The 19,076-nt window shown below is 37.3% G+C and carries 22 protein-coding genes and 1 riboswitch; of the genes, 15 read left to right on the plus strand and 7 right to left on the minus strand.

The features are described from left to right. Positions 1-6: 6 nt before the first annotated feature. Complete coding sequence (locus ACMGDK_RS05040) at positions 7-672, plus strand: succinate dehydrogenase cytochrome b subunit (protein WP_436806925.1); 666 nt, start codon at positions 7-9, stop codon at positions 670-672. Between the two features lie 93 nt (positions 673-765). Here the strand turns inward: ACMGDK_RS05040 and ACMGDK_RS05045 are convergent, their stop codons facing one another. Then, positions 766-2,043 (minus strand): replication-associated recombination protein A, encoded by a 1,278-nt coding sequence (locus ACMGDK_RS05045; RefSeq protein ID WP_436806926.1) that lies wholly within the window; start codon positions 2,041-2,043, stop codon positions 766-768. A 100-nt stretch (positions 2,044-2,143) separates the two neighbouring features. Between ACMGDK_RS05045 and yidD the strand changes: the two genes are divergently transcribed. Then, on the plus strand, positions 2,144-2,395 hold the full coding sequence (yidD, locus tag ACMGDK_RS05050; protein WP_426047219.1) for a membrane protein insertion efficiency factor YidD: 252 nt from the start codon (positions 2,144-2,146) through the stop codon (positions 2,393-2,395). A 423-nt stretch (positions 2,396-2,818) separates the two neighbouring features. Continuing rightward, a complete protein-coding gene (lgt, locus tag ACMGDK_RS05055; protein ID WP_436807253.1) occupies positions 2,819-3,685 on the plus strand; it encodes a prolipoprotein diacylglyceryl transferase in 867 nt (288 codons plus the stop codon). Positions 3,686-3,777: 92 nt separating this feature from the next. On the opposite strand, the gene ACMGDK_RS05060 is transcribed toward lgt, so the two are convergent. Next, the gene (locus tag ACMGDK_RS05060) at positions 3,778-5,295 is read right to left on the minus strand and encodes an NAD(P)H-hydrate dehydratase (protein ID WP_436806927.1); all 1,518 of its coding nucleotides are present in this window, start codon (positions 5,293-5,295) and stop codon (positions 3,778-3,780) included. A gap of 219 nt (positions 5,296-5,514) precedes the next feature. Between ACMGDK_RS05060 and mscL the strand changes: the two genes are divergently transcribed. Continuing rightward, a complete protein-coding gene (mscL, locus tag ACMGDK_RS05065; protein ID WP_436806928.1) occupies positions 5,515-5,895 on the plus strand; it encodes a large conductance mechanosensitive channel protein MscL in 381 nt (126 codons plus the stop codon). Between the two features lie 58 nt (positions 5,896-5,953). Here mscL and ACMGDK_RS05070 read toward each other — a convergent pair whose 3' ends face one another. From ACMGDK_RS05070 to ACMGDK_RS05080, 3 genes are all read right to left on the minus strand, one after another. Next, a complete protein-coding gene (locus ACMGDK_RS05070) occupies positions 5,954-6,913 on the minus strand; it encodes a D-2-hydroxyacid dehydrogenase (protein ID WP_436806929.1) in 960 nt (319 codons plus the stop codon). A 98-nt stretch (positions 6,914-7,011) separates the two neighbouring features. Beyond that, positions 7,012-7,416 (minus strand): LNS2 domain-containing protein, encoded by a 405-nt coding sequence (locus tag ACMGDK_RS05075; RefSeq protein WP_111957741.1) that lies wholly within the window; start codon positions 7,414-7,416, stop codon positions 7,012-7,014. Between the two features lie 191 nt (positions 7,417-7,607). Further along, positions 7,608-8,024, minus strand: a complete 417-nt coding sequence (locus ACMGDK_RS05080) for a carboxymuconolactone decarboxylase family protein (protein ID WP_436806930.1) — start codon at positions 8,022-8,024, stop codon at positions 7,608-7,610. Between the two features lie 110 nt (positions 8,025-8,134). Here ACMGDK_RS05080 and ACMGDK_RS05085 point away from each other — a divergent pair, with 110 nt between their 5' ends. The 4 genes from ACMGDK_RS05085 to gcvT all read left to right on the plus strand — a co-directional run bounded on the left by ACMGDK_RS05085 (position 8,135) and on the right by gcvT (position 11,238). Continuing rightward, entirely contained in the window at positions 8,135-8,980 is an 846-nt protein-coding gene (locus tag ACMGDK_RS05085) for an AraC family transcriptional regulator (protein WP_436806931.1), read from the plus strand. Between the two features lie 188 nt (positions 8,981-9,168). Next, on the plus strand, positions 9,169-9,678 hold the full coding sequence (idi, locus tag ACMGDK_RS05090) for an isopentenyl-diphosphate Delta-isomerase (protein WP_436806932.1): 510 nt from the start codon (positions 9,169-9,171) through the stop codon (positions 9,676-9,678). Between the two features lie 3 nt (positions 9,679-9,681). Further along, positions 9,682-10,152, plus strand: coding sequence for a hypothetical protein (locus ACMGDK_RS05095; RefSeq protein WP_436806933.1), 471 nt, complete (start codon positions 9,682-9,684; stop codon positions 10,150-10,152). A 9-nt stretch (positions 10,153-10,161) separates the two neighbouring features. Then, complete coding sequence (gcvT, locus tag ACMGDK_RS05100) at positions 10,162-11,238, plus strand: glycine cleavage system aminomethyltransferase GcvT (RefSeq protein ID WP_436806934.1); 1,077 nt, start codon at positions 10,162-10,164, stop codon at positions 11,236-11,238. 58 nt (positions 11,239-11,296) lie between these two features. On the opposite strand, the gene ACMGDK_RS05105 is transcribed toward gcvT, so the two are convergent. Continuing rightward, positions 11,297-11,479 carry a hypothetical protein gene (locus ACMGDK_RS05105; protein ID WP_306845688.1) on the minus strand — a complete coding sequence of 61 codons (183 nt, stop codon included), beginning with the start codon at positions 11,477-11,479 and terminating at the stop codon, positions 11,297-11,299. Positions 11,480-11,687: 208 nt separating this feature from the next. Beyond that, complete coding sequence (locus ACMGDK_RS05110) at positions 11,688-12,044, minus strand: arsenate reductase family protein (RefSeq protein WP_436806935.1); 357 nt, start codon at positions 12,042-12,044, stop codon at positions 11,688-11,690. A 121-nt stretch (positions 12,045-12,165) separates the two neighbouring features. On the opposite strand from ACMGDK_RS05110, the gene ACMGDK_RS05115 reads away from it, so the two are divergent. The 7 genes from ACMGDK_RS05115 to ACMGDK_RS05145 all read left to right on the plus strand — a co-directional run bounded on the left by ACMGDK_RS05115 (position 12,166) and on the right by ACMGDK_RS05145 (position 19,018). Beyond that, complete coding sequence (locus ACMGDK_RS05115) at positions 12,166-12,633, plus strand: acyl-CoA thioesterase (RefSeq protein WP_111957755.1); 468 nt, start codon at positions 12,166-12,168, stop codon at positions 12,631-12,633. A 4-nt stretch (positions 12,634-12,637) separates the two neighbouring features. Further along, complete coding sequence (locus ACMGDK_RS05120) at positions 12,638-13,501, plus strand: sugar phosphate isomerase/epimerase family protein (RefSeq protein ID WP_436806936.1); 864 nt, start codon at positions 12,638-12,640, stop codon at positions 13,499-13,501. Between the two features lie 18 nt (positions 13,502-13,519). Beyond that, a riboswitch (Fluoride riboswitch) is annotated at positions 13,520-13,587 on the plus strand. A 31-nt stretch (positions 13,588-13,618) separates the two neighbouring features. Beyond that, on the plus strand, positions 13,619-14,923 hold the full coding sequence (locus tag ACMGDK_RS05125) for a voltage-gated chloride channel family protein (RefSeq protein WP_436806937.1): 1,305 nt from the start codon (positions 13,619-13,621) through the stop codon (positions 14,921-14,923). Positions 14,924-15,069: 146 nt separating this feature from the next. Next, positions 15,070-15,948: a LysR substrate-binding domain-containing protein gene (locus ACMGDK_RS05130; protein ID WP_436806938.1), complete on the plus strand. Its 879-nt coding sequence runs from the start codon at positions 15,070-15,072 to the stop codon at positions 15,946-15,948. A 366-nt stretch (positions 15,949-16,314) separates the two neighbouring features. Further along, positions 16,315-17,253 carry a YeiH family protein gene (locus ACMGDK_RS05135; protein ID WP_436806939.1) on the plus strand — a complete coding sequence of 313 codons (939 nt, stop codon included), beginning with the start codon at positions 16,315-16,317 and terminating at the stop codon, positions 17,251-17,253. 211 nt (positions 17,254-17,464) lie between these two features. Next, positions 17,465-18,097: a hypothetical protein gene (locus ACMGDK_RS05140; protein ID WP_436806940.1), complete on the plus strand. Its 633-nt coding sequence runs from the start codon at positions 17,465-17,467 to the stop codon at positions 18,095-18,097. A 123-nt stretch (positions 18,098-18,220) separates the two neighbouring features. Then, entirely contained in the window at positions 18,221-19,018 is a 798-nt protein-coding gene (locus ACMGDK_RS05145) for a phage tail-like protein (RefSeq protein ID WP_436806941.1), read from the plus strand. Positions 19,019-19,076 lie beyond the last annotated feature (58 nt).

Raw genomic sequence — 19,076 nt, forward strand, 5'->3', positions numbered from 1 at the left:
ATCACTATGTTAAAAGGTATATTTAAAAGTTCTATAGGCAGGAAAATCCTAATGGCATTAAGCGGCTTATTTCTAATAAGTTTTCTTATTGTACACGCCTCAGTAAATGCGCTCATTTTCTGTAACGATAATGGTAAGACATTTACTATTGGGGCACATTTTATGGCTACAAACCCTATCATCCGAACTATTGAAATTATTCTGATCTTTGGCTTTATAATTCATATAGCTCAGGGACTTGTTCTGTGGAGAAAGAACAGAAAAGCCCGGTCAATTGGCTATAGTTATAAAGACAATACGCCCGGAGTTAAATGGTATAGCAAAAGCATGACTTTACTGGGCACTTTGATCCTGCTATTCTTAATTATTCATACACAAAACTTTTGGATTCCTAACCGAATTCATCAGTTTCAATATGGAGAAGAGCTTCCGTTATATGAAATGATTATTGAAAAATTTCAAAATCCATTTGAAGTAGTGATTTATCTGATAGGATGCTTATCCCTTGGCTGGCATTTATTACATGGCTTTCAAAGCGCATTCCGTTCTATAGGGATCAGTCATGAAAAATACAATCCCTTGATTCTGAAATTTTCCTATGGCTTTGCAATAATAATATCTTCAACTCTAGCCATAATGCCTGTTTCTATTTATTTAGGATGGATAAAATAAACACCCTTATTTGGAACTGACAGCCTTATTGCCAGCAGTTAAGCAGCATTCGGAAACCTCACTAAAGACAAGCACATGAACATACCCTTTACTTTAATATCTGTTATTCCATTTTTTCTTAAGCTCCTCATAGATTTTTTTTTCTGTAGCATTGTTTCCCGGCTGGTAAAGTTTTACATCTTTAATTTCCTCGGGCAGAAAATCCTGCTCTACAAAATTTCCTTCGTAGGAATGGGCATATTTATATTCTTTACCATAATCTAGGTCTTTCATCAGCTTGGTGGGTGCATTTCTAAGATGTAAAGGCACCGGCAGGTTTCCAGTCTGTTTTACGAGAGCTAATGCTTCATTAATGGCCATATATGTTGAATTGCTTTTAGGAGAAACAGCCAAATAAACTGCCGTTTCGCTTAAAATGATCCTTGATTCAGGATTTCCAATAACATTAACAGCCTGAAAGCAATTGTTGGCAATCACTAGAGCGTTTGGATTGGCCAGTCCAATATCTTCTGCCGCAAGAATAAGCATTCTGCGGGCAATAAATTTGATATCCTCACCTCCTGCAATCATCCTTGCCAGCCAATAGACAGCGCCATTCGGGTCACCTCCCCGCATAGATTTTATAAAAGCAGAGATGATATCATAATGCTGCTCACCGTTTTTGTCATAGAGTGCCATCGTTTCCTGCAGAATGTCCAGAACATCTGAATTATTGATCTCTTCTTTATCTGAATTCACATATTGATTCAGAACAAGTTCAACAGAATTGATCAGTTTTCTGGCATCACCGCCTGAATACTGAATAAATGCTCCTTTTTCAGCAATCTTAAAAGAAGTTCCTTCATCCTTATTGAATCGCTGGGTAGCAGTATCTGCTAATTCTTCAAGCTTTTCATAGCTTAAGGCCTTCAGAATATACACCTGGCTTCTTGATAAAAGTGCGGATACCACCTCAAAGCTTGGATTTTCTGTAGTGGCACCAATCAATACGATCCATCCTTTCTCAACAGCATGCAATAATGAATCCTGCTGGGATTTATTGAACCTGTGGATCTCATCTATGAATAAAATGGGAGATTTTCCTGAAAACAGGTTTTGTTTTTTAGCATCTTCTATCACATCCCGTACATCTTTTACTCCCGAAGAAACTGCGGAGAGCTTATAGAATTTCCTGCCTGATTTTTCAGAAATAATTTCAGCCAGGGTTGTTTTTCCGGTGCCCGGAGGCCCCCAGAGAATCAGGGAATTCAGTGCATTATTTTCGATCATCTTTCTGATCGTACCTTTTTCACCGGTAAGATGCTCCTGCCCTAGAACTTCGTCCAGGTTTTTGGGTCTTAACTTTTCGGCTAATGGAATATTTTGGCTCAAGATAATTTATTTTTAGGATAACAGATTCAGGTTTTTAGTCTCTGAAACTTATAACAAAATTAAACTAATTTTAATTTTTTTACCCTATTTTTGCATTGTTTTGAAACTTACATTCAATAAAATCATCAGTTTTCCTTTGGTAATTTTGATAAAATTTTACCAATGGTTTATTTCGCCCCTGCTTCCCAAAAACTGCCGCTACGAACCTACCTGTTCTCATTATATGGTAGAATCCCTTCAGGTACACGGTATTTTTAAAGGGCTTTGGCTGGGTGTTAAAAGAATTTCAAAATGCCATCCGTGGGGAGGCAGCGGCTACGACCCTGTTCCTCCGAAAAAATTAAATCAATAACAAACTATTAAATTAATAGAAATGAGTAATCTATTTTTCAGAATTTACCTCATCGTATTTGCATTCATCACACAATCTGCGTTTGCCCAGCAATATCCCGGAGGATTATCTGACGGAACTCTGAAAGTAAACGGAGGCAATGTCCCGGTAAAGATTTATTCCACTACCGAAGTAGATGATCTTAATGCTTTCCCGGAAAAAGCTACAGACAGCAATATCCTGGTCATTCTGAACGAGTCCAATTTTGAACCTGCATACTTTAATTACAGTGCTACAACTTTAGAAAAGTATAAAAGTTTGCACTACCAGCTTTTTGATAAAGATTTTAAACTTATTGACAGCCCTGCCACCCAGGATAATATCACCAAATTCAAATATGCTGTAAAAACAGCAAAACCAATTAACGGAACCGACAGTGTAGCTTTGGAAACGGCTTTCAAAATATGGGACCCTTCAAAAGGCATCCAGCTTGGTCCGGTTACCCTTCATTTTTACAGCTTAATGTTCGTTTTTGCCTTTGGTTTTGGGTATATTTTAATGTTAAGAATATTCAAAATCGATAATGTTAACCAGAAATACCTGGAACCGCTTTTCACATGGACCCTGATCGGAACTATTTTGGGAGCCAGATTAGGCCATGTTATTTTCTATCAGCCGGAGCTGTTCAAAGAGGATTTCTGGAGCGTATTTTTACCGATAAGCACTAAAAACGGGTTTAAGTTTACAGGATTCTCCGGACTCGCAAGCCATGGAGCAACAATAGCTTTGATTTTCACTACTTTATATTATTCATTTAAAATAATCAAGAAGAATCCATTCTGGGTATATGACCGAATTGGAATTGTGGTTGCTTTGGGAGGTGCATTTGTAAGAATAGGAAATTTTTTCAATTCGGAGATTGTAGGAAAAGCAGTTGATCCCAATTCTCCTCTTGCTATTCTTTTCCCACAGCAAAGCAGTGAATATGGTCCTACGGTTCCCCGTTATCCCGGTCAGCTTCTTGAAGCAGTCGGATATTTTCTACTGTTCCTATTGTTATGGATATTATACAGAAAAACAAACAAAAAATATCAGCAGGGATGGCTATTCGGACTGTTCTTTATTATCCTTTGGGCTGTAAGATTCTTTGTAGAATTCCTGAAGGAGCCTCAGGGAGACGAATTCATCCAAATTGGAGGACTGAATACGGGACAGGTACTTTCCATTCCGTTTATGATTGCCGGGGTTGTTATCATGATTATTTCAAAAAAATTCAAGATCACTCAGGCAGAAAACGAGAAACCGGAGTAATAATAAAATATGAAAGGGCAAATTTGCAGATAAGCGAATTTGCCTTTTTTAATCTATAATTAATCTGACAACAATAGCAAACCGCCTGTCTATCACAGCCTGATCCGGGTTATTTTATTTAACTCCTGGAAAACATCTCCGAATGTATTGATCACATCCGTAGGCAGCATAGATTCTTTGGAATATTTTCCGGCAGCCAGGTCGGCGGCTCTTCCATGAAGCCAGACTCCTAAAATGCATGCATTTTTCTCGGAATATCCCTGAGCAAGCAGTGAAGCCAGAATACCTGTAAGAATATCCCCACTGCCACCTTTTGCAAGTCCTGCATTCCCGTTGATATTATAGAAAACGTTTCCTTCCGGGGTAACAACCTGGGTATGATGGTCTTTCAAGACAATATAAAAATTGAATTCTTTTGCTTTTTCGCTGGCAAGCTTCAACCTCTCAAAAGAGTTTTGTGTGCTTCCGAACAACCTTTCAAATTCTTTCGGATGTGGTGTTATAAGAGATTTTTGAGGAATTAGCTTTAGATTTTTATGATCTTTTGAAATAATATTCAGTGCATCTGCATCCAAAATCAAAGGGTCATTATATCCTTTTAAAAATTCCAGCAAGCCTTTTGCGGTTTTTTCATGAGTTCCCAAGCCAGGCCCGATTGCATAAACGACATCACTTTCCGGTTTGAAATCTTCTATCTGCTCATTTCCTCCTTCTATAAACATGGCTTCAGGACATGAGATCTGCAGAATTTCATAACCGCATTTCGGAGCAAGGGTAAAGGTAAGCCCGGCACCAGTTTTCAGAGCAGATCTGGTAGCTAATACTGCAGCACCTAACTTCCCGTAACTTCCTCCCACAACTGCCACTTTCCCGTAAGTTCCTTTATGGGAAAAATCTTCTCTGGGTTTAAAAATTCTATGGGTAAGCTTTTCATCAATAACAAAATTTTCAGCAACTTCTGATTCTAAATATTCCGGGTGCAATCCTATATCCAGAATGATTACTTGTCCTGCATACTTACCTGTTTCAGGATGAAGAAAGCTTTTTTTCCAACATTGGAAGCTTAACGTATAATCAGCTTTAAATATAACCGGATCTTTTTCAAATATACCATCAGCAGGCAGCCCGGAGGGAATATCAATGGAAATCTTAATACAGTTTTTTTCGTTTAATATTTCGACTACCTGCTTGCCAACGCCTTCCAGAGGCCGCGATAATCCTGTACCAAACAGAGCATCAATAATAACAGTTCTGTCGTCGAAATTATACTGAGCGGCTTCTTTAAATTCTCTGACTGAGATCCCGGAAAAATCCCGCAACCTTTTTAGATTCACCGAAGCATCATCAGAAAATTTTCCCTTAGGATTTTGTACGAAAATATCCGCATCAAAACCTTTCATATAAAGTATTCTTGCCAGAGCCAATCCGTCGCCACCATTATTGCCATTGCCACAGAATATGGCCATTTTTTTGTGATTTTTACAGTTTTCGGAGATCCAGCCGGCTAATGCTTCTGCAGCTCTTTCCATAAGCTGTATGGACGAAACAGGTTCATTCGAAATCGTGAACCGATCCCATTGGCGTATTTGTTCTGCAGTGAAAATTTTCATAAGATGGTGCAAATTTTAACCAAATTACAAAAGATTTCTTTTACAGCTTACAGTAATTACTGCAAAAATAAAATATTAATCAAAATAACGAATTCACTAAAAGCCAATTAATTCTAGTCTTAATTCAATGATTATGGTGCAAAAAACTCTAAAAAAGTACTGTTTTTTACGTTTTTTAATTCTATTTTTGTGTGTATACTAATTAAAAAAATATAAATTATGGGATTTGTTAAAGAATTTAGAGATTTTGCTTTTAAGGGCAATGTACTTGATTTGGCTGTCGGTGTGATCATTGGTGGAGCATTCGGGAAAATTGTTTCCTCTCTGGTAGAAGATGTCATTACTCCGCTTTTACTGAATCCGGCACTGAAAGCCGCAGGAGCAGAAAATATCTCAAAGCTTTCATGGAATGGGGTTACTTACGGTAATTTTATTTCTGCCGTAATCAGCTTTCTATGTATCGCTATGGTACTGTTCTGGATCATCAAAGGCGCCAACAAGGTTGTTAAAAGAGAAGAGGCTGCTCCGGCAGGACCTACTGCTGATCAACAACTGTTGACAGAGATCAGGGATCTTCTGAAAAGCAAAAACAATATATAAATAAAAAGCACCTCAAATTGAGGTGCTTTTTTTATCTGGTTAGTTCAGTTATTGTTGATTACTGAATCTGTAAAATACTTGAAATCTGTTCCGCTAAGGAAAGCCCGATCCTGTCCTGAGCTTCTAAGGTAGAAGCACCGGTATGTGGAGTCAGAGAGATCTTTGAATGATTCAATATTTCCTTGGAAGGTGTAGGCTCATTGATGAAAACATCCAGCCCTGCAAATTTCACTTTCCCTGAATCTAATGCAGTAATTAAGGCTGATTCGTCAATAACACCGCCTCTTGAGCAGTTTACAATAGCAACACCGTCTTTCATAATATCAAACTCATTTTTCCCGATCATATATCCATCTTTCTGAGCCGGAACGTGCAAGGTAATGAAATCTGAATGTTTCAGGACATCCTGAAGCGGTTCAGTTTCTATATCTACATTGATGAACTGGTTGTTGTAGAATTTCACTTTTATGCTTGCTTTTCCTACATTATTATCTGCCGCAATCACCCTCATGCCTAATCCCAGGGCAATTCTGGCAACCTCCTGTCCTATTCTTCCCATTCCAACGATACCGATAGTTTTTCCTCTTAATTCGATACCGGCAGTATATGCTTTTTTAAGACTCGCAAATTCCGTATCTCCTACTAAGGGCATTTTTCTGTTTGAATCCTGAAGGAATCTCGCTCCGGAAAATAAATGGGCAAAAACAAGCTCAGCAACCGATTCTGAGGAAGCAGAAGGAGTATTGATCACATGAATTCCTTTTTCTCTTGCATAATCCACATCAATATTATCCATTCCTACACCGCCTCTACCGATAATTTCAATAGACGGGCATCCGTCAATAATATCTTTTCTTACCTGTGTGGCACTTCTTACCAGCAGGGCACGGATCTTATGCTCATTAATGTAATCTACCAAAAACTCCTGCGGGACTTTTGCAGTGATCACTTCAAAACCTTTCTCAGCCAGAGCATCAATTCCAGATTGGTCCAGACCGTCGTTTGCTAAAACTTTCATAAATACAATTGATATTAAAAGTGAAGAGATTTAAAAATTAAAGAATTTCAGTGGGTACACTTTTTGTCATTCAATTTTTAAATCTCTGTATATGTTTTCTAATCTTCTTTGAAAACTTCAATGGTAACCTGCTTTTCTACAAGGTCTGTGAATCTGCCTTTGTATCTTGTAGCTCTTACCAGGTGGTTGTCTATCCAGTGATAGTTTCCTCCTCTTGGTTTTCCGCAGAGTACACTGTGGTACTTGAAGCCATTCTTATCCAGCCAGTCGATGGTGATCTGTTTCAGGTTTTCCGTTCTTGAAGTGAAAAAACAAATCTGATGTCCCTCGTCATACCATTTGTTGATGGTTTCAAGTGCATCAGGATAAGGTTCGCAGGTAACCATTCTTTCAGGTTCTTCATTCGGGACATCATCTGTAATGGTACCGTCGATATCTATTAAGTAATTTTTTACCCCGTCCTTCAAAATAGGACTTATATGCTCTTTATATTCTAACTCCATCATTAAAATTTGAAATGCAAAGTTACGGCTTTTACCTCGAAGCTCAATATCAAATTTGGTATATATTGAAAATACACTGTAAAAAATGCTATTTAATGAATAAAATTAACAATACTTTGTCATTAATCTAGCTGTAGTTAATTTTATTCTGTTTTTAATGTTAAGATAACCTGAAATAAAAAATGACATGCTTAAAACTTATCTCCCAGACTAATCCGCAAACGGTTCAAAGCGTTCATTAAGGAAATGCTGGAAGTGAGTTCTACAATCTCTTTTTCTGAGAACTCTTTTTTTAATTCTTCAAGTAAGACCTCTATGTCTTCGGTCAGGCCTGTCACAGCATCCGCCCATCTTAGTACCAAAACCTGCTTCGGACTAAATGAAACAGAGTGTTTGTACCCCGGTATTTTATCTATTAAAGATAATTCCATTCCCATTTCTCTTAATTCATTAGCATGAAAACTGCAGCAATAGGAACATCCGTTCAACTGGGATATTCTTAATTCAGCCAAGGCAATGAGTGTATTGTCCATTTCTGAAGTTCTAATGCTTGAGTGAGCCTGATACAGATAGCCTACCGTTTTTTTTGAAATCTCTTTATAATCCATTTCTTTTTTTGACAAAGTTAGAAGTACAGCTGCTTCTGAAAGAGTATAAAAATTGGATAAATAAGTAAAAATAAAAGATCTAATTTTGCCGTATCAAGCCTGGCAGAAGCATGGACCATATTCAAGAACTTATTGAAATCGAAACAGCCGAACTTACTGAATGGAAAGACAGATTCCGCAAAAACAGTTTTTTCGAACTGGTATTTATCCTGGAGGGGAAAGGAACTCAAAGTATAGAATACCAAACTAAAGCCTATGAAAAAAATGATTTTTTCCTTTTGCCCCACTCTAAATGCCATGCTTACAAAATTTCGGAGCCTACTACTTTTTTCTTTATCCGGTTTACGGAACATTATTTCAAAAACCTTAAAAACACCTCTATAGATTATTTACAATGGTACAGTAAGCTTAATTATATTATTGGATTTTATGATTTCAATACGGGTCTCTATTTCAATGACGAAAAAGACAAACGCCAGGTAAAGAGGTTATTTGAAATCATACAGCTCGAAAAAGAACAGAGATCGGAGTATTCGGAAACCTTAATTGCCAATACATTAGTATCCATATTAACCATAATAAGTTCAAAATTAACGGCATCCCATCATGTATACAAAAAAAGTGATGATAAATTTGCAGACATCATTCAGCATATCAATCAGAATATTATTGATGAAAAAAAATTATCGGTTGTCTATCTTTCAGAGAAGTTTAACATTTCTAAAAAGTATTTCAGCGAATATTTTAAAAGAAATGCCCATGAACCATTAAAGGAATATATTCAGAAAACAAAGCTTCAGATAGCGGTCAACAGAATACAATATACGGAGGCACCTTTCCAGGAAATTGCATGGAGCCTTGGGTTTACGGACAGCAGTCATTTAAACAAATCTCTGAAAAAACATTTTGGGGTTACTTCATCTGTTTTAAGAAAAGAAAAAATTTTAATAAGATAAGAAAGCCAGCGACAATTATTGAAATCTGAGAAAACAACTTCCTCCCGCTCTCTCTTTCAGAGCAATTCTTCATTATTTTTAGACCGAAATCAGGTTGTGGATATTTTCACCTTTGCTCCTCGCCGTATATCATATGATGTTTCTCCAAAAATTTTCAAAATACATTTATTAGGCTTACATTTGTAGAAATGGAAGAATTTGTAGTTTTAGTAAATCCCGAAGATGAAGTTCTGGGCCTTATGGAAAAGCAGCAGGCTCACATCAACGGTCTTCTGCACCGTGCATTTTCTGTGTTTTTGTTCAACAGCAAAGGCGAAATGCTTCTTCAAAAGAGAGCACCGGGAAAATACCATTCTCCCCAACAGTGGACTAATGCAGTATGCTCTCACCCAAGAGGAAATGAAACCTATCTTGATGCTGCTAAACGCAGATTAAAAGAAGAACTCGGAATCGAAACGGAGCTTTCGGAAAAATTCAATTTTATCTATAAAGCAGATGTAGGAGGCGGACTTTGGGAACATGAACTCGACCACGTTTTTGTAGGAAATTACGAAGCAGATTTCAATCTAAATCAGGATGAAGTGGAAGAAGTACGATTCATTTCCATGGAAGACCTTGATAAAGAAATGATGGAAGCTCCTGAAAATTTCACAGAGTGGTTCAAAATCATCCTTGAAGAATATAAACACCATTTTTAACTGATGAAAAAAATAGCACTCGTTTCCGCTTTTTTATCGGCAAGCCTGTTTTTTGCCCAAAAAGCAAAAGTTTATGACAGTCCCGGATACACGATTAATGTTCCTGAAGGCTGGAAATCTACCAATGACAACAATATTGTCAACATTTTCCCTGGCAATGAGATCGGAGCCATTACCATTTCAGAATACCACGATCTGAATCTTCCGAAAGCAGAAATGAAAAAATTTATCCTGGCTCTTTATAAATCTGAAGACCCGGAAAGCAAAATAAAGGAAAGCAAAGGCAGAAAAGGATATACAGAATATTCTTATGAATACTTTGATGAAAAAGATAAGCTTTTCTGGATCACCAGGGCCTTCCAGAAGGATAAAAACCTGTATCTGGTGTCCATCAACTGTGGCCAGAAGTTCTGGAACGGAAATTATATGAACCTTTTTAACGAAACTTTCAACAGCTTTAAAATAAAGAAATAAAAATTAAATATGAAGAAAACAGCCTTATACGATAAACACGTTTCTTTGGGCGCTAAAATCGTACCTTTTGCAGGTTTTGAAATGCCTGTACAATATTCTGGTGTAACGGAAGAACATTTTGCCGTAAGAGAAAAAGCAGGATTGTTTGATGTTTCACACATGGGACAGTTTTTTATTGAGGGACCGGGATCTAAAGACCTTTTACAGTTTGTTACGACAAACAATGTAGATGCCTTGGAAAACGGAAAAGCTCAATATTCTTGCCTTCCTAATGAAAATGGAGGAATCGTGGACGATCTTATTGTTTACAAAATGGAAGACGACAAATATTTTGTGGTGGTAAACGCGTCAAATATCGAAAAGGACTGGAATCATATATCAAAATATAATACTTTCGGAGCTAAAATGACTAATGCATCTGATGAGATGTCATTATTAGCTGTTCAGGGGCCTAGAGCTACGGAAATCTTACAGAAGCTTACAGAAACCAATCTTTCTGAGATTCCTTATTACAGCTTTACAGTAGGAAGTGTTGCCGGAGTAAACAATGTAATTATTTCGAATACAGGATATACAGGAAGCGGTGGTTTTGAGATCTATTTTAACAATGAAAATGCTGAACAGCTTTGGGATGCAATCATTAATGCAGGTGAAGCGGAAGGGATTATTCCTGCCGGACTTGCTGCAAGGGACACTTTAAGACTGGAAAAAGGTTTCTGCCTTTACGGAAACGATATCGATGATACTACTTCTCCTATTGAAGCAGGATTAGGATGGATCACAAAATTTGACAAGGATTTTGTTTCTAAAGATACATTTGCAAAACAAAAGGAAGAAGGTGTTACAAGAAAATTAGTAGGTTTTGAGCTTCAGGATAAAGGGGTGCCAAGACATGATTACCCTGTAGTAGATGCAGAAGGAAACGTGATTGGAAAGGTAACTTCAGGAACTCAGTCTCCAATGAAGAAAATCGGTTTAGGATTAGCTTATGTTGATAAGCCTCATTTTAAACTCGGATCAGAAATTTTCATTCAGGTAAGAAATAAGAACATTCCTGCAAAAGTAGTGAAAGCTCCTTTCGTATAATTGTTCGAAAAAACATATAAAAAGAGGCTGTAAGTGAATTACAGCCTCTTTTTTGTACTTAGTAGCAGATACAGCAGAGTATTCTGTCCGGAGTACAGGCATCACCTACTCCCGGTGTATTAGAGATAACGCCGCCTGCCGGTCCGCACAACGTATAACAGTTGACAACAGGTCTGATTCCTCCGTTAATTTTTTTTAATGCTGATCTGTTAAGATTCTTTGTTCGTAAAAAGTTTTTCATGTTACTATTTTTTTGGTTATTATAAATATAAGTATTTAATAATTAAACCATTGTAAATAAATCATAAAATATAGATAAAAGAATTTAAAATAAATGCTTCGACTCCGCTCAGCATGACATTTCGAATACTATCTGTTTTTTTCACATTGTCATGCTGAGCGGAGTCGAAGCATTTTTGATCTTAAAAACCGTATTTTAATCAAGAAAATTATTCCACAACACCAAAGAATTCTCTTAAAGCCTCAACATTTTTCTTGTCGTTCCCTACAAAAATTTCATTGTCGGTAAGAAAAACGGGACGCTTCAAAAATGTATAATGGTCAAGCAGCAACTCCTTAAAATCTTTCTCTTCGAGAGATTTTGTATCCAGGCCTCTTAGTTTGATCTGTGTTGATTTTTTACTGAATAAAGCTTCATAAGACTTCGTCTTTTTATACATTTCGGCTAATTCTTCTTTAGTCACCGGTTCTTTTTTGATTTCACGGAGTTCCCAGTCATTAAGGTCAAACTGTGCTAAAATTTTTCTGCATGTATCACATGTATTGAGATAAAATACTTTCTTCATTGTTACTTTTAAATCTGTTATGGGTTAAATTTCCTTCTTCATTGAAGTTTTACCTTCCAAAAGTAGGATTTAATCTAAAATTCTGGAAATTATTAAATAACTTTATTCAAATTTTATAAAGATGCAGAACAAGCCTATTACTTTTCAGTTTATTTCAGAACCTTCGGATGTAAATTATGGAGGAAATGTACATGGAGGAAGCGTTATGAAATGGATTGATCAGGCAGGTTATGCCTGCGCCACTACATGGAGCGGAAATTACTCCGTAACCGTTTATGTGGGCGGGATCCGTTTCTATGAGCCTATCAAGATCGGGGAAGTGGTTAAAGTGGACGCTCAGGTTATTTATACCGGAAAATCGAGCATGCATATTTCAATCAATGTTTTTTCAAGGAACTTAAAACAGCCTACATTTGATAAGAAGACGCACTGTATTATTGTTTTTGTGGCAGTAGATGAAAACGGCAAAAAGCTCCCTGTACCGGCATGGGTTCCAGAAACCGAAGAGGAAAAACAGCAGGAAGAATACGCAAAACGCCTGATGAACCTGAGAACTCAGATTGAGGATGAAATGAAACCATTTTTATAACTCCATGCAAAGAAAAGATTTCATTACACTTTCATCATTAGGGCTTCTGGGCTTATATTCCTGTGGAATTTCCAAAATTAGCCGTAAAAAACCTTTAGCCATCCAGCTTTATACCATACGGGACGCTGTTTCGGATAATCTTGAAAAAGCATTGGAGAAACTGGCTGCTTTGGGCTTTACAGAACTGGAAATTTATGGATACAATGGTACATTCTTTGGAAAAAACAGAACTGAGTTTCAGACTGTTCTTAAACAAACTGGTTTAAAAGTCATCAGCTCGCACCATACTACAGGATTTATCCATAAAGACGAGGGAACTTTACGGTACGGTTGGGAAAAATGTGTGGAAGACCTGCATTTTATCGGCTCCAAATACATGGTATGCTCTTATCTTTTTCCTGAAGAGAGAACTGTTGAAAACTATAAAAAGCTTCCTGAATTATTTGAAAAGTCCGGTGAAATAAGTCAAAAAGCAGGCATTCAGTTTGCTTATCATAACCATGATTTTGAATTTGAAAAGCTGGAAAATGATAAAAGTGTTTATGATTTTATTTTAGAAAATACATCTTCGGACCTGGTTAAAATGGAACTGGATTTATATTGGATTTCAAAGGCTGGACTTGATCCGCTGGCTTATTTTGAAAAATATCCGGGTCGTTTTCCTCTATGGCATGTGAAAGATATGAAAGCCGGCACAAAAGATTTTACAGAAATCGGAAACGGAACGATCAATTTCAAAAAGATTTTCAGTGCAAAAGAAAAGGCAGGCCTGCAATATTGGTTCCTTGAGCAGGACTCCAGCGACAAAGATATTTTCGAAAGCATCCGGATAAGCAAAAAGTATATTCTTGAAAACCTATTTTTTTGAAATAATACTTATATTTGCAGGGATAAAGGAAATGGTGCTCTTCCTTACCCAACCGCTTTACAGAAGCTGATGACGCCTGATTAAGAGATTATTAACCAATAACTTGTCAGGATAATTATGTCAAAACTACAAAGAACACTACAGAGAAAAGCAATTTTTCATACTCAATACTTTTTCAGAAAATATCCTGCCCTGCCCTATATTTTAAAATGGCTTTGCATAAGCATGATTATTGGTGCTTTGGTAGGAACGGCGTCTGCAGGATTCCTGGTATCCTTAGAATGGGCTACGAACTTCAGGGAAAATCACATCTGGCTGATTGCCCTGCTTCCAGTTGCCGGTTTTCTTATTGGCCTCCTCTATTATTACTATGGAAAGGATGTAGAAGCAGGAAACAATTTGCTGATTGACAATATTCATGATCCGAAGGGAATTATTCCGTTTAAAATGGCTCCTTTTGTATATCTGGGAACCATGGTTACGCATTTCTTCGGGGGTTCTGCCGGCCGGGAAGGAACTGCCCTTCAGATGGCGGGAGCTATAGCAGACCAGCTCAGTAAACCTTTTAAGCTTGATAAAAGTGAACGAAAAATTCTTCTCATTGCCGCAATTGCAGCAGGTTTCGGGTCTATTTTCGGAACCCCTTTGGCCGGTGCAGTTTTCGGGCTTGAAGTTTTCCTGATCGGAAGAATGCGGTATAACGCTATTTTCCCGGCTTTTGCATCAGCAATTCTTGCAGATCTGGTTACCAATCTTTGGAATGTAAAACATACTCATTATCATATAGATTTCATTCCGAAGCTGGAATTCTTACCTGTTTTGTACAGTATTTTAGCCGGAATTGCCTTCGGGATCTGCTCTGCAGGCTTTAGCAGAATCCTCCATTGGTCGGGTTCAATTTTTAAATTTAAGATCAAATATCCGCCATTCCGTCCTGTAGTTGGAGGAATTATTGTTGCTTTGGCTGTTCTTGCGATGGGAACCACGAGATATATCGGATTGGGAATTCCTGTCATTGTGGAGTCATTCGAAAAACAGCTTCCGTTCTATGATTTTGCTTTAAAAATGGTCTTTACCATTGTCACTCTTTCAGCGGGATTTAAAGGCGGTGAAGTAACTCCTTTATTTTTTATCGGTGCCACTCTCGGAAGTGCTCTCTCCCTGTTTATTCCTTTACCGTTTGGCCTTTTGGCCGGAATGGGTTTTGTCGCTGTGTTCGCTGGAGCAACCAATACTCCACTGGCCTGTATGCTTATGGGAATCGAGCTATTCGGAGCAGAAAGCGGAGTTTATATAGCTATTGCCTGTGTGGTTTCTTATCTGTTTTCCGGGCACAACAGCATTTATACAAAGCAGAAAATTGGGCAGGCAAAGAACAGACGGTATGAAAGCGAACGGGACAGGTCTATTTCAGATTTATGAAAAGTGTAAGAGTTTAGCGTGTGAGGGGTTTGTCTCTAACAAAAAAATCAGCATTATATGGCACTCAAACTCTGCAACACTCAAACTCTCAGCCTTAAGACCCCGCATAATTTCACTAAGTTTGTTATTACAAGTTCACAATAAAAATGTTTGACTACAGATTAAAAGTTTTTCATACAGCCGCATCCAGACTGAGTTTTACTAAAGCTTCTGAGGAACTTCATATTTCACAGCCGGCCGTGACCAAGCACATCAAAGAAATTGAAAATCAGATGGGCACCAAACTGTTTGACAGAAAAGGAACTTCGGTACAGCTTACTCAAAGTGGCAAAATTTTATATGAATATGCAGAAAAGATCCGGAATATGTATCGTGATCTGGAATTTGAAATCAGTCAAATTAATGAACAGCATAAGGGAAAACTGATTATTGGAGCCAGCACCAGCGTTGCGCAGTATGTATTGCCTGAAATATTGGCCAAATTCAACTCTTATTATAAGGATATTAAGATTGAACTGATCGCTCATAATACTGAGATTATTTCCGAACTTCTGAAGGAAGGAAAGATCGACCTGGGAATTATCGAAGGGGAATCCCAGTCATCCTTTTTTGATTATAAAATTTTCAAAGCTGATGAAATTGTCCTTACGGCAAAAACAGAACATCCATGGGCCCATAAAACCTTAAGTTTAAAAGATCTTTATGATCTGAATCTGATCTTCCGGGAACAGGGTTCCGGCACTCAGGAATTCATCCAGAACCGCTTAAAGGAAAAAGGAATTAATATTGAAGAGCTGAATACCGTCATGCAGCTGGGAAGCAGTGAAAGTATCAAGAATTACCTTTTACACTCCGATTGTATGGCATTCCTGTCCATCAGCACCATTTTGAATGAACTGAAGAATAATAGCCTGACTATTGTTGATATTAAAAACTTCAGCATTGAGAGGAACTTTCATTTCATTCTTCCGAAAGGTGATCAGTCTGAAATGATTAAGCTTTTTCTGAGATTTGTAAGGAGTTAGGGAGCAGATGGCAGGTTTTAGGGATTAGAGATTACAGTTTAAACTATGGATGTCAAAGATGAATTTTGCTTCGCAAGTGAATGGTGATTTTATGTTTGTAGAAAAGAATCAAGAGCCAAGAATCAAGATGCTAGCTATCAGATACATCAGATGATAACTCGTTAACTTAACTAATACGAACTAATAACCAGCAACTGACAACACTTCTTAACTCGTTTACTTTAAAAACTCTAAGACTCACAACCCCTATCAATCCCAAACTCTCCCACTTAACACATAACCAAAAGTTATTCACTATAATAAAATACGATTTATTTTGTAATACTACATTCCGGAACTTTGGAGTCTGATTTCAAAACTTATTTTATGAAAGACTTCATCCAAAATGAAAAAATACGAAAAGCTGTTTTTATTCTGCTTGCCGTTATATGCCTTACTCCACTAATTTCTTCTCCCATAGCTCTGGCCTTAGGCTTTGGCCTTGCTGTTTTTATAGGGAATCCGTTTGAGCAGCATCTGCACAAATACATTCATCTGCTTCTTCAGATTTCCATTGTTGGACTGGGTTTCGGACTTAAGCTGGATGAAGCGCTCCAGGCTGGAAAAACAGGATTCTTTTTAACGGTGGTGAGTATTCTGACAGTGATGATTCTTGGATATGTCTTGGGAAAAGTATTCAAACTTGAGAAAAAACTTTCCTATCTGATCTCTGCAGGAACAGCGATCTGCGGCGGAAGTGCTATTGCAGCCGTTTCTCCTATCATAAAACCCAGCACAAAAGAAATTTCTTTGGGACTTGCCATTGTTTTTACATTGAATTCGGTGGCTTTATTTATGTATCCTGCGATTGGACATCTGCTGCATCTCTCGCAGGAGCAGTTCGGGCTATGGTGTGCCGTTGGAATTCATGACACAAGCTCTGTTGTAGGTGCAGCCGGAAAGTATGGAAATGAAGCTTTAAAGATTGCTACTACAGTGAAACTGGCCCGTGCTTTATGGATTATTCCGGTTTCAATCATTACCATGTTTATCTTTAAAAATAAAGAATCCAAGATAAAAATCCCATGGTTTATCGGTTATTTTATTATGGCTATCCTGCTCAATACCTACTTTCCTTTTCCGGAGCACTTAAATACTTCTGTCACAGCTGTGGCAAAATCCGGGTTGAATCTGACCTTATTTTTTATAGGTTCTACCCTATCGATTCAAACTTTAAAAACAATAGGTTTCAAACCATTGGCTGCAGCTGTTATTTTATGGGCTGTCATCAGTATAGGAAGTTTAGTTTACATTATTATAGGTTAGTCGTCCCGATAAAAACCACTCACAAACTTTATATAACAGTATTTACATTTATTCAAAGACTGCTTTCTTCTATGGCACAGATTAAAAAAAAAAATTGATAATCAATAACTTAATATAACGATGTACATTTGATGTATGTCCTATTAATTCATTCAATTTAAATATTGTATAAGTTTGTTTTAGAATTTAGAATATAGAATTAATTCTTAAAATGAGAAAACCAATTTTAAGCCTGCTATTTATATTTTCGTCCGGATTTTTTTTTTCACAAATAGGTATACACACGCCACAGCCTACAGAATCTGTAGATGTAGCAACCGGAAATGTCAGAATCAGAGACATCAATACAAACACCAGCAATGATTCCAGTGATAAACTGGTTGTTACTGATCCTAATGGAGTATTAAAAGTAAATAATAGTCTTTTCATCCCCAGCACTTCAGTAGTGGGAAATAAAACAACTGCCACCTCTAATATTGCAGCGAATTTCGATGCAACAGTTACTTTTAATACGAATGCTCTTCTAAATAATTTTACTTATAATTCAGCTACCGGAGAATATACAGCTTTAAAATCAGGATATCATCAAATTACAATAACCGTAAACAAGGATGTCAGCATGAATAATCCAACTGGCGGAACATCAGTAGTTAATTTATTAGTTAACAATAGTGTAAAAAATTCCACAGCTGGCGGATATCTTGACGGAACTCACACAATTAATCAGAATTTTACCTATGTTACTTATTTAAATCCTGGTGATACTTTCAAATTTACTAGCTATTTCACAAGAACTCATTCTGTTACCAGTGCCCAGGTTTCAGTGATTGCCTTAGGAGGATAACAGGATGTCCTGCGATCAGTTTATGCACCTTATATGCAAGCAAAGTATACTTAATATAGTACTTCCCATAAATTTTACAACACTAAAATATTGAAAAAAAATATAAACATTAACAAAAACCATATGAAAAAGACTATTGTTTTAACAATTTGTTTTGTGCCGATTCTTTTCTTTTCACAAGTCGGTATCAATACAACTTCTCCAAGAACAACGCTTGATGTCACTGCAAGTCCCACTGATCTATCTAAAAAAGATGGTGTTACCGTACCGAGACTTACCCGGCAAGAGCTTACCAATAAAGGAAATACATTATATACCACAAATGAAAGAGGCACTATGATCTATATCACAGACATCAGTGGGGGAGATAATGCTTCACAGAGAATTAATATCAACGCAGTAGGTTATTATTACTTTGATGGCAGCGTCTGGCATAAAATGAGTCCTGACATTTCAACCCCTCTGCCTGCCTATTTTAGACTTACTGCTGATATTCCAAACTTTTTAAGTTCACAGGCTGCAGGCTTTAAAACAAGGGTATTTAATCTTTCACAAATTAAAAATGCCATACCCGGCCTTACCTATAATGCATCTACTTCTAGCATTACATTTCCGGCGGGTACCTATCAGATGACATTTGTATATGAAGCAACGCACGATGCAACAGGCTGTACTATAAGTTCATATGTTGTTGACTTTCCGGAAAGCTCTGATGGCTTTACAAGGGTACACAGTACAGCCAGCCACCTTGGAGGAACAAAATCTAATCATGGTGGTAATATTATCTATACAACAACGTTTACGGGAAACAGGACCTGGCAGGTGACTTTGGGGAGAGGGCAGTCTGGAAACTGTACAGGAAACGGAATGACTCTGATAGCGCAATCAACCCACTTACTGATTTTTAGAATTGGAGATTAATATGGATATAGTTCAATTTAAAGTATAAACGTACTACTGCTTCAACTTGTTTTATTCG

The organism is Chryseobacterium hilariae, from assembly GCF_051400735.1.
In the GTDB taxonomy this organism is placed as follows: Bacteria; Bacteroidota; Bacteroidia; order Flavobacteriales; family Weeksellaceae; genus Chryseobacterium.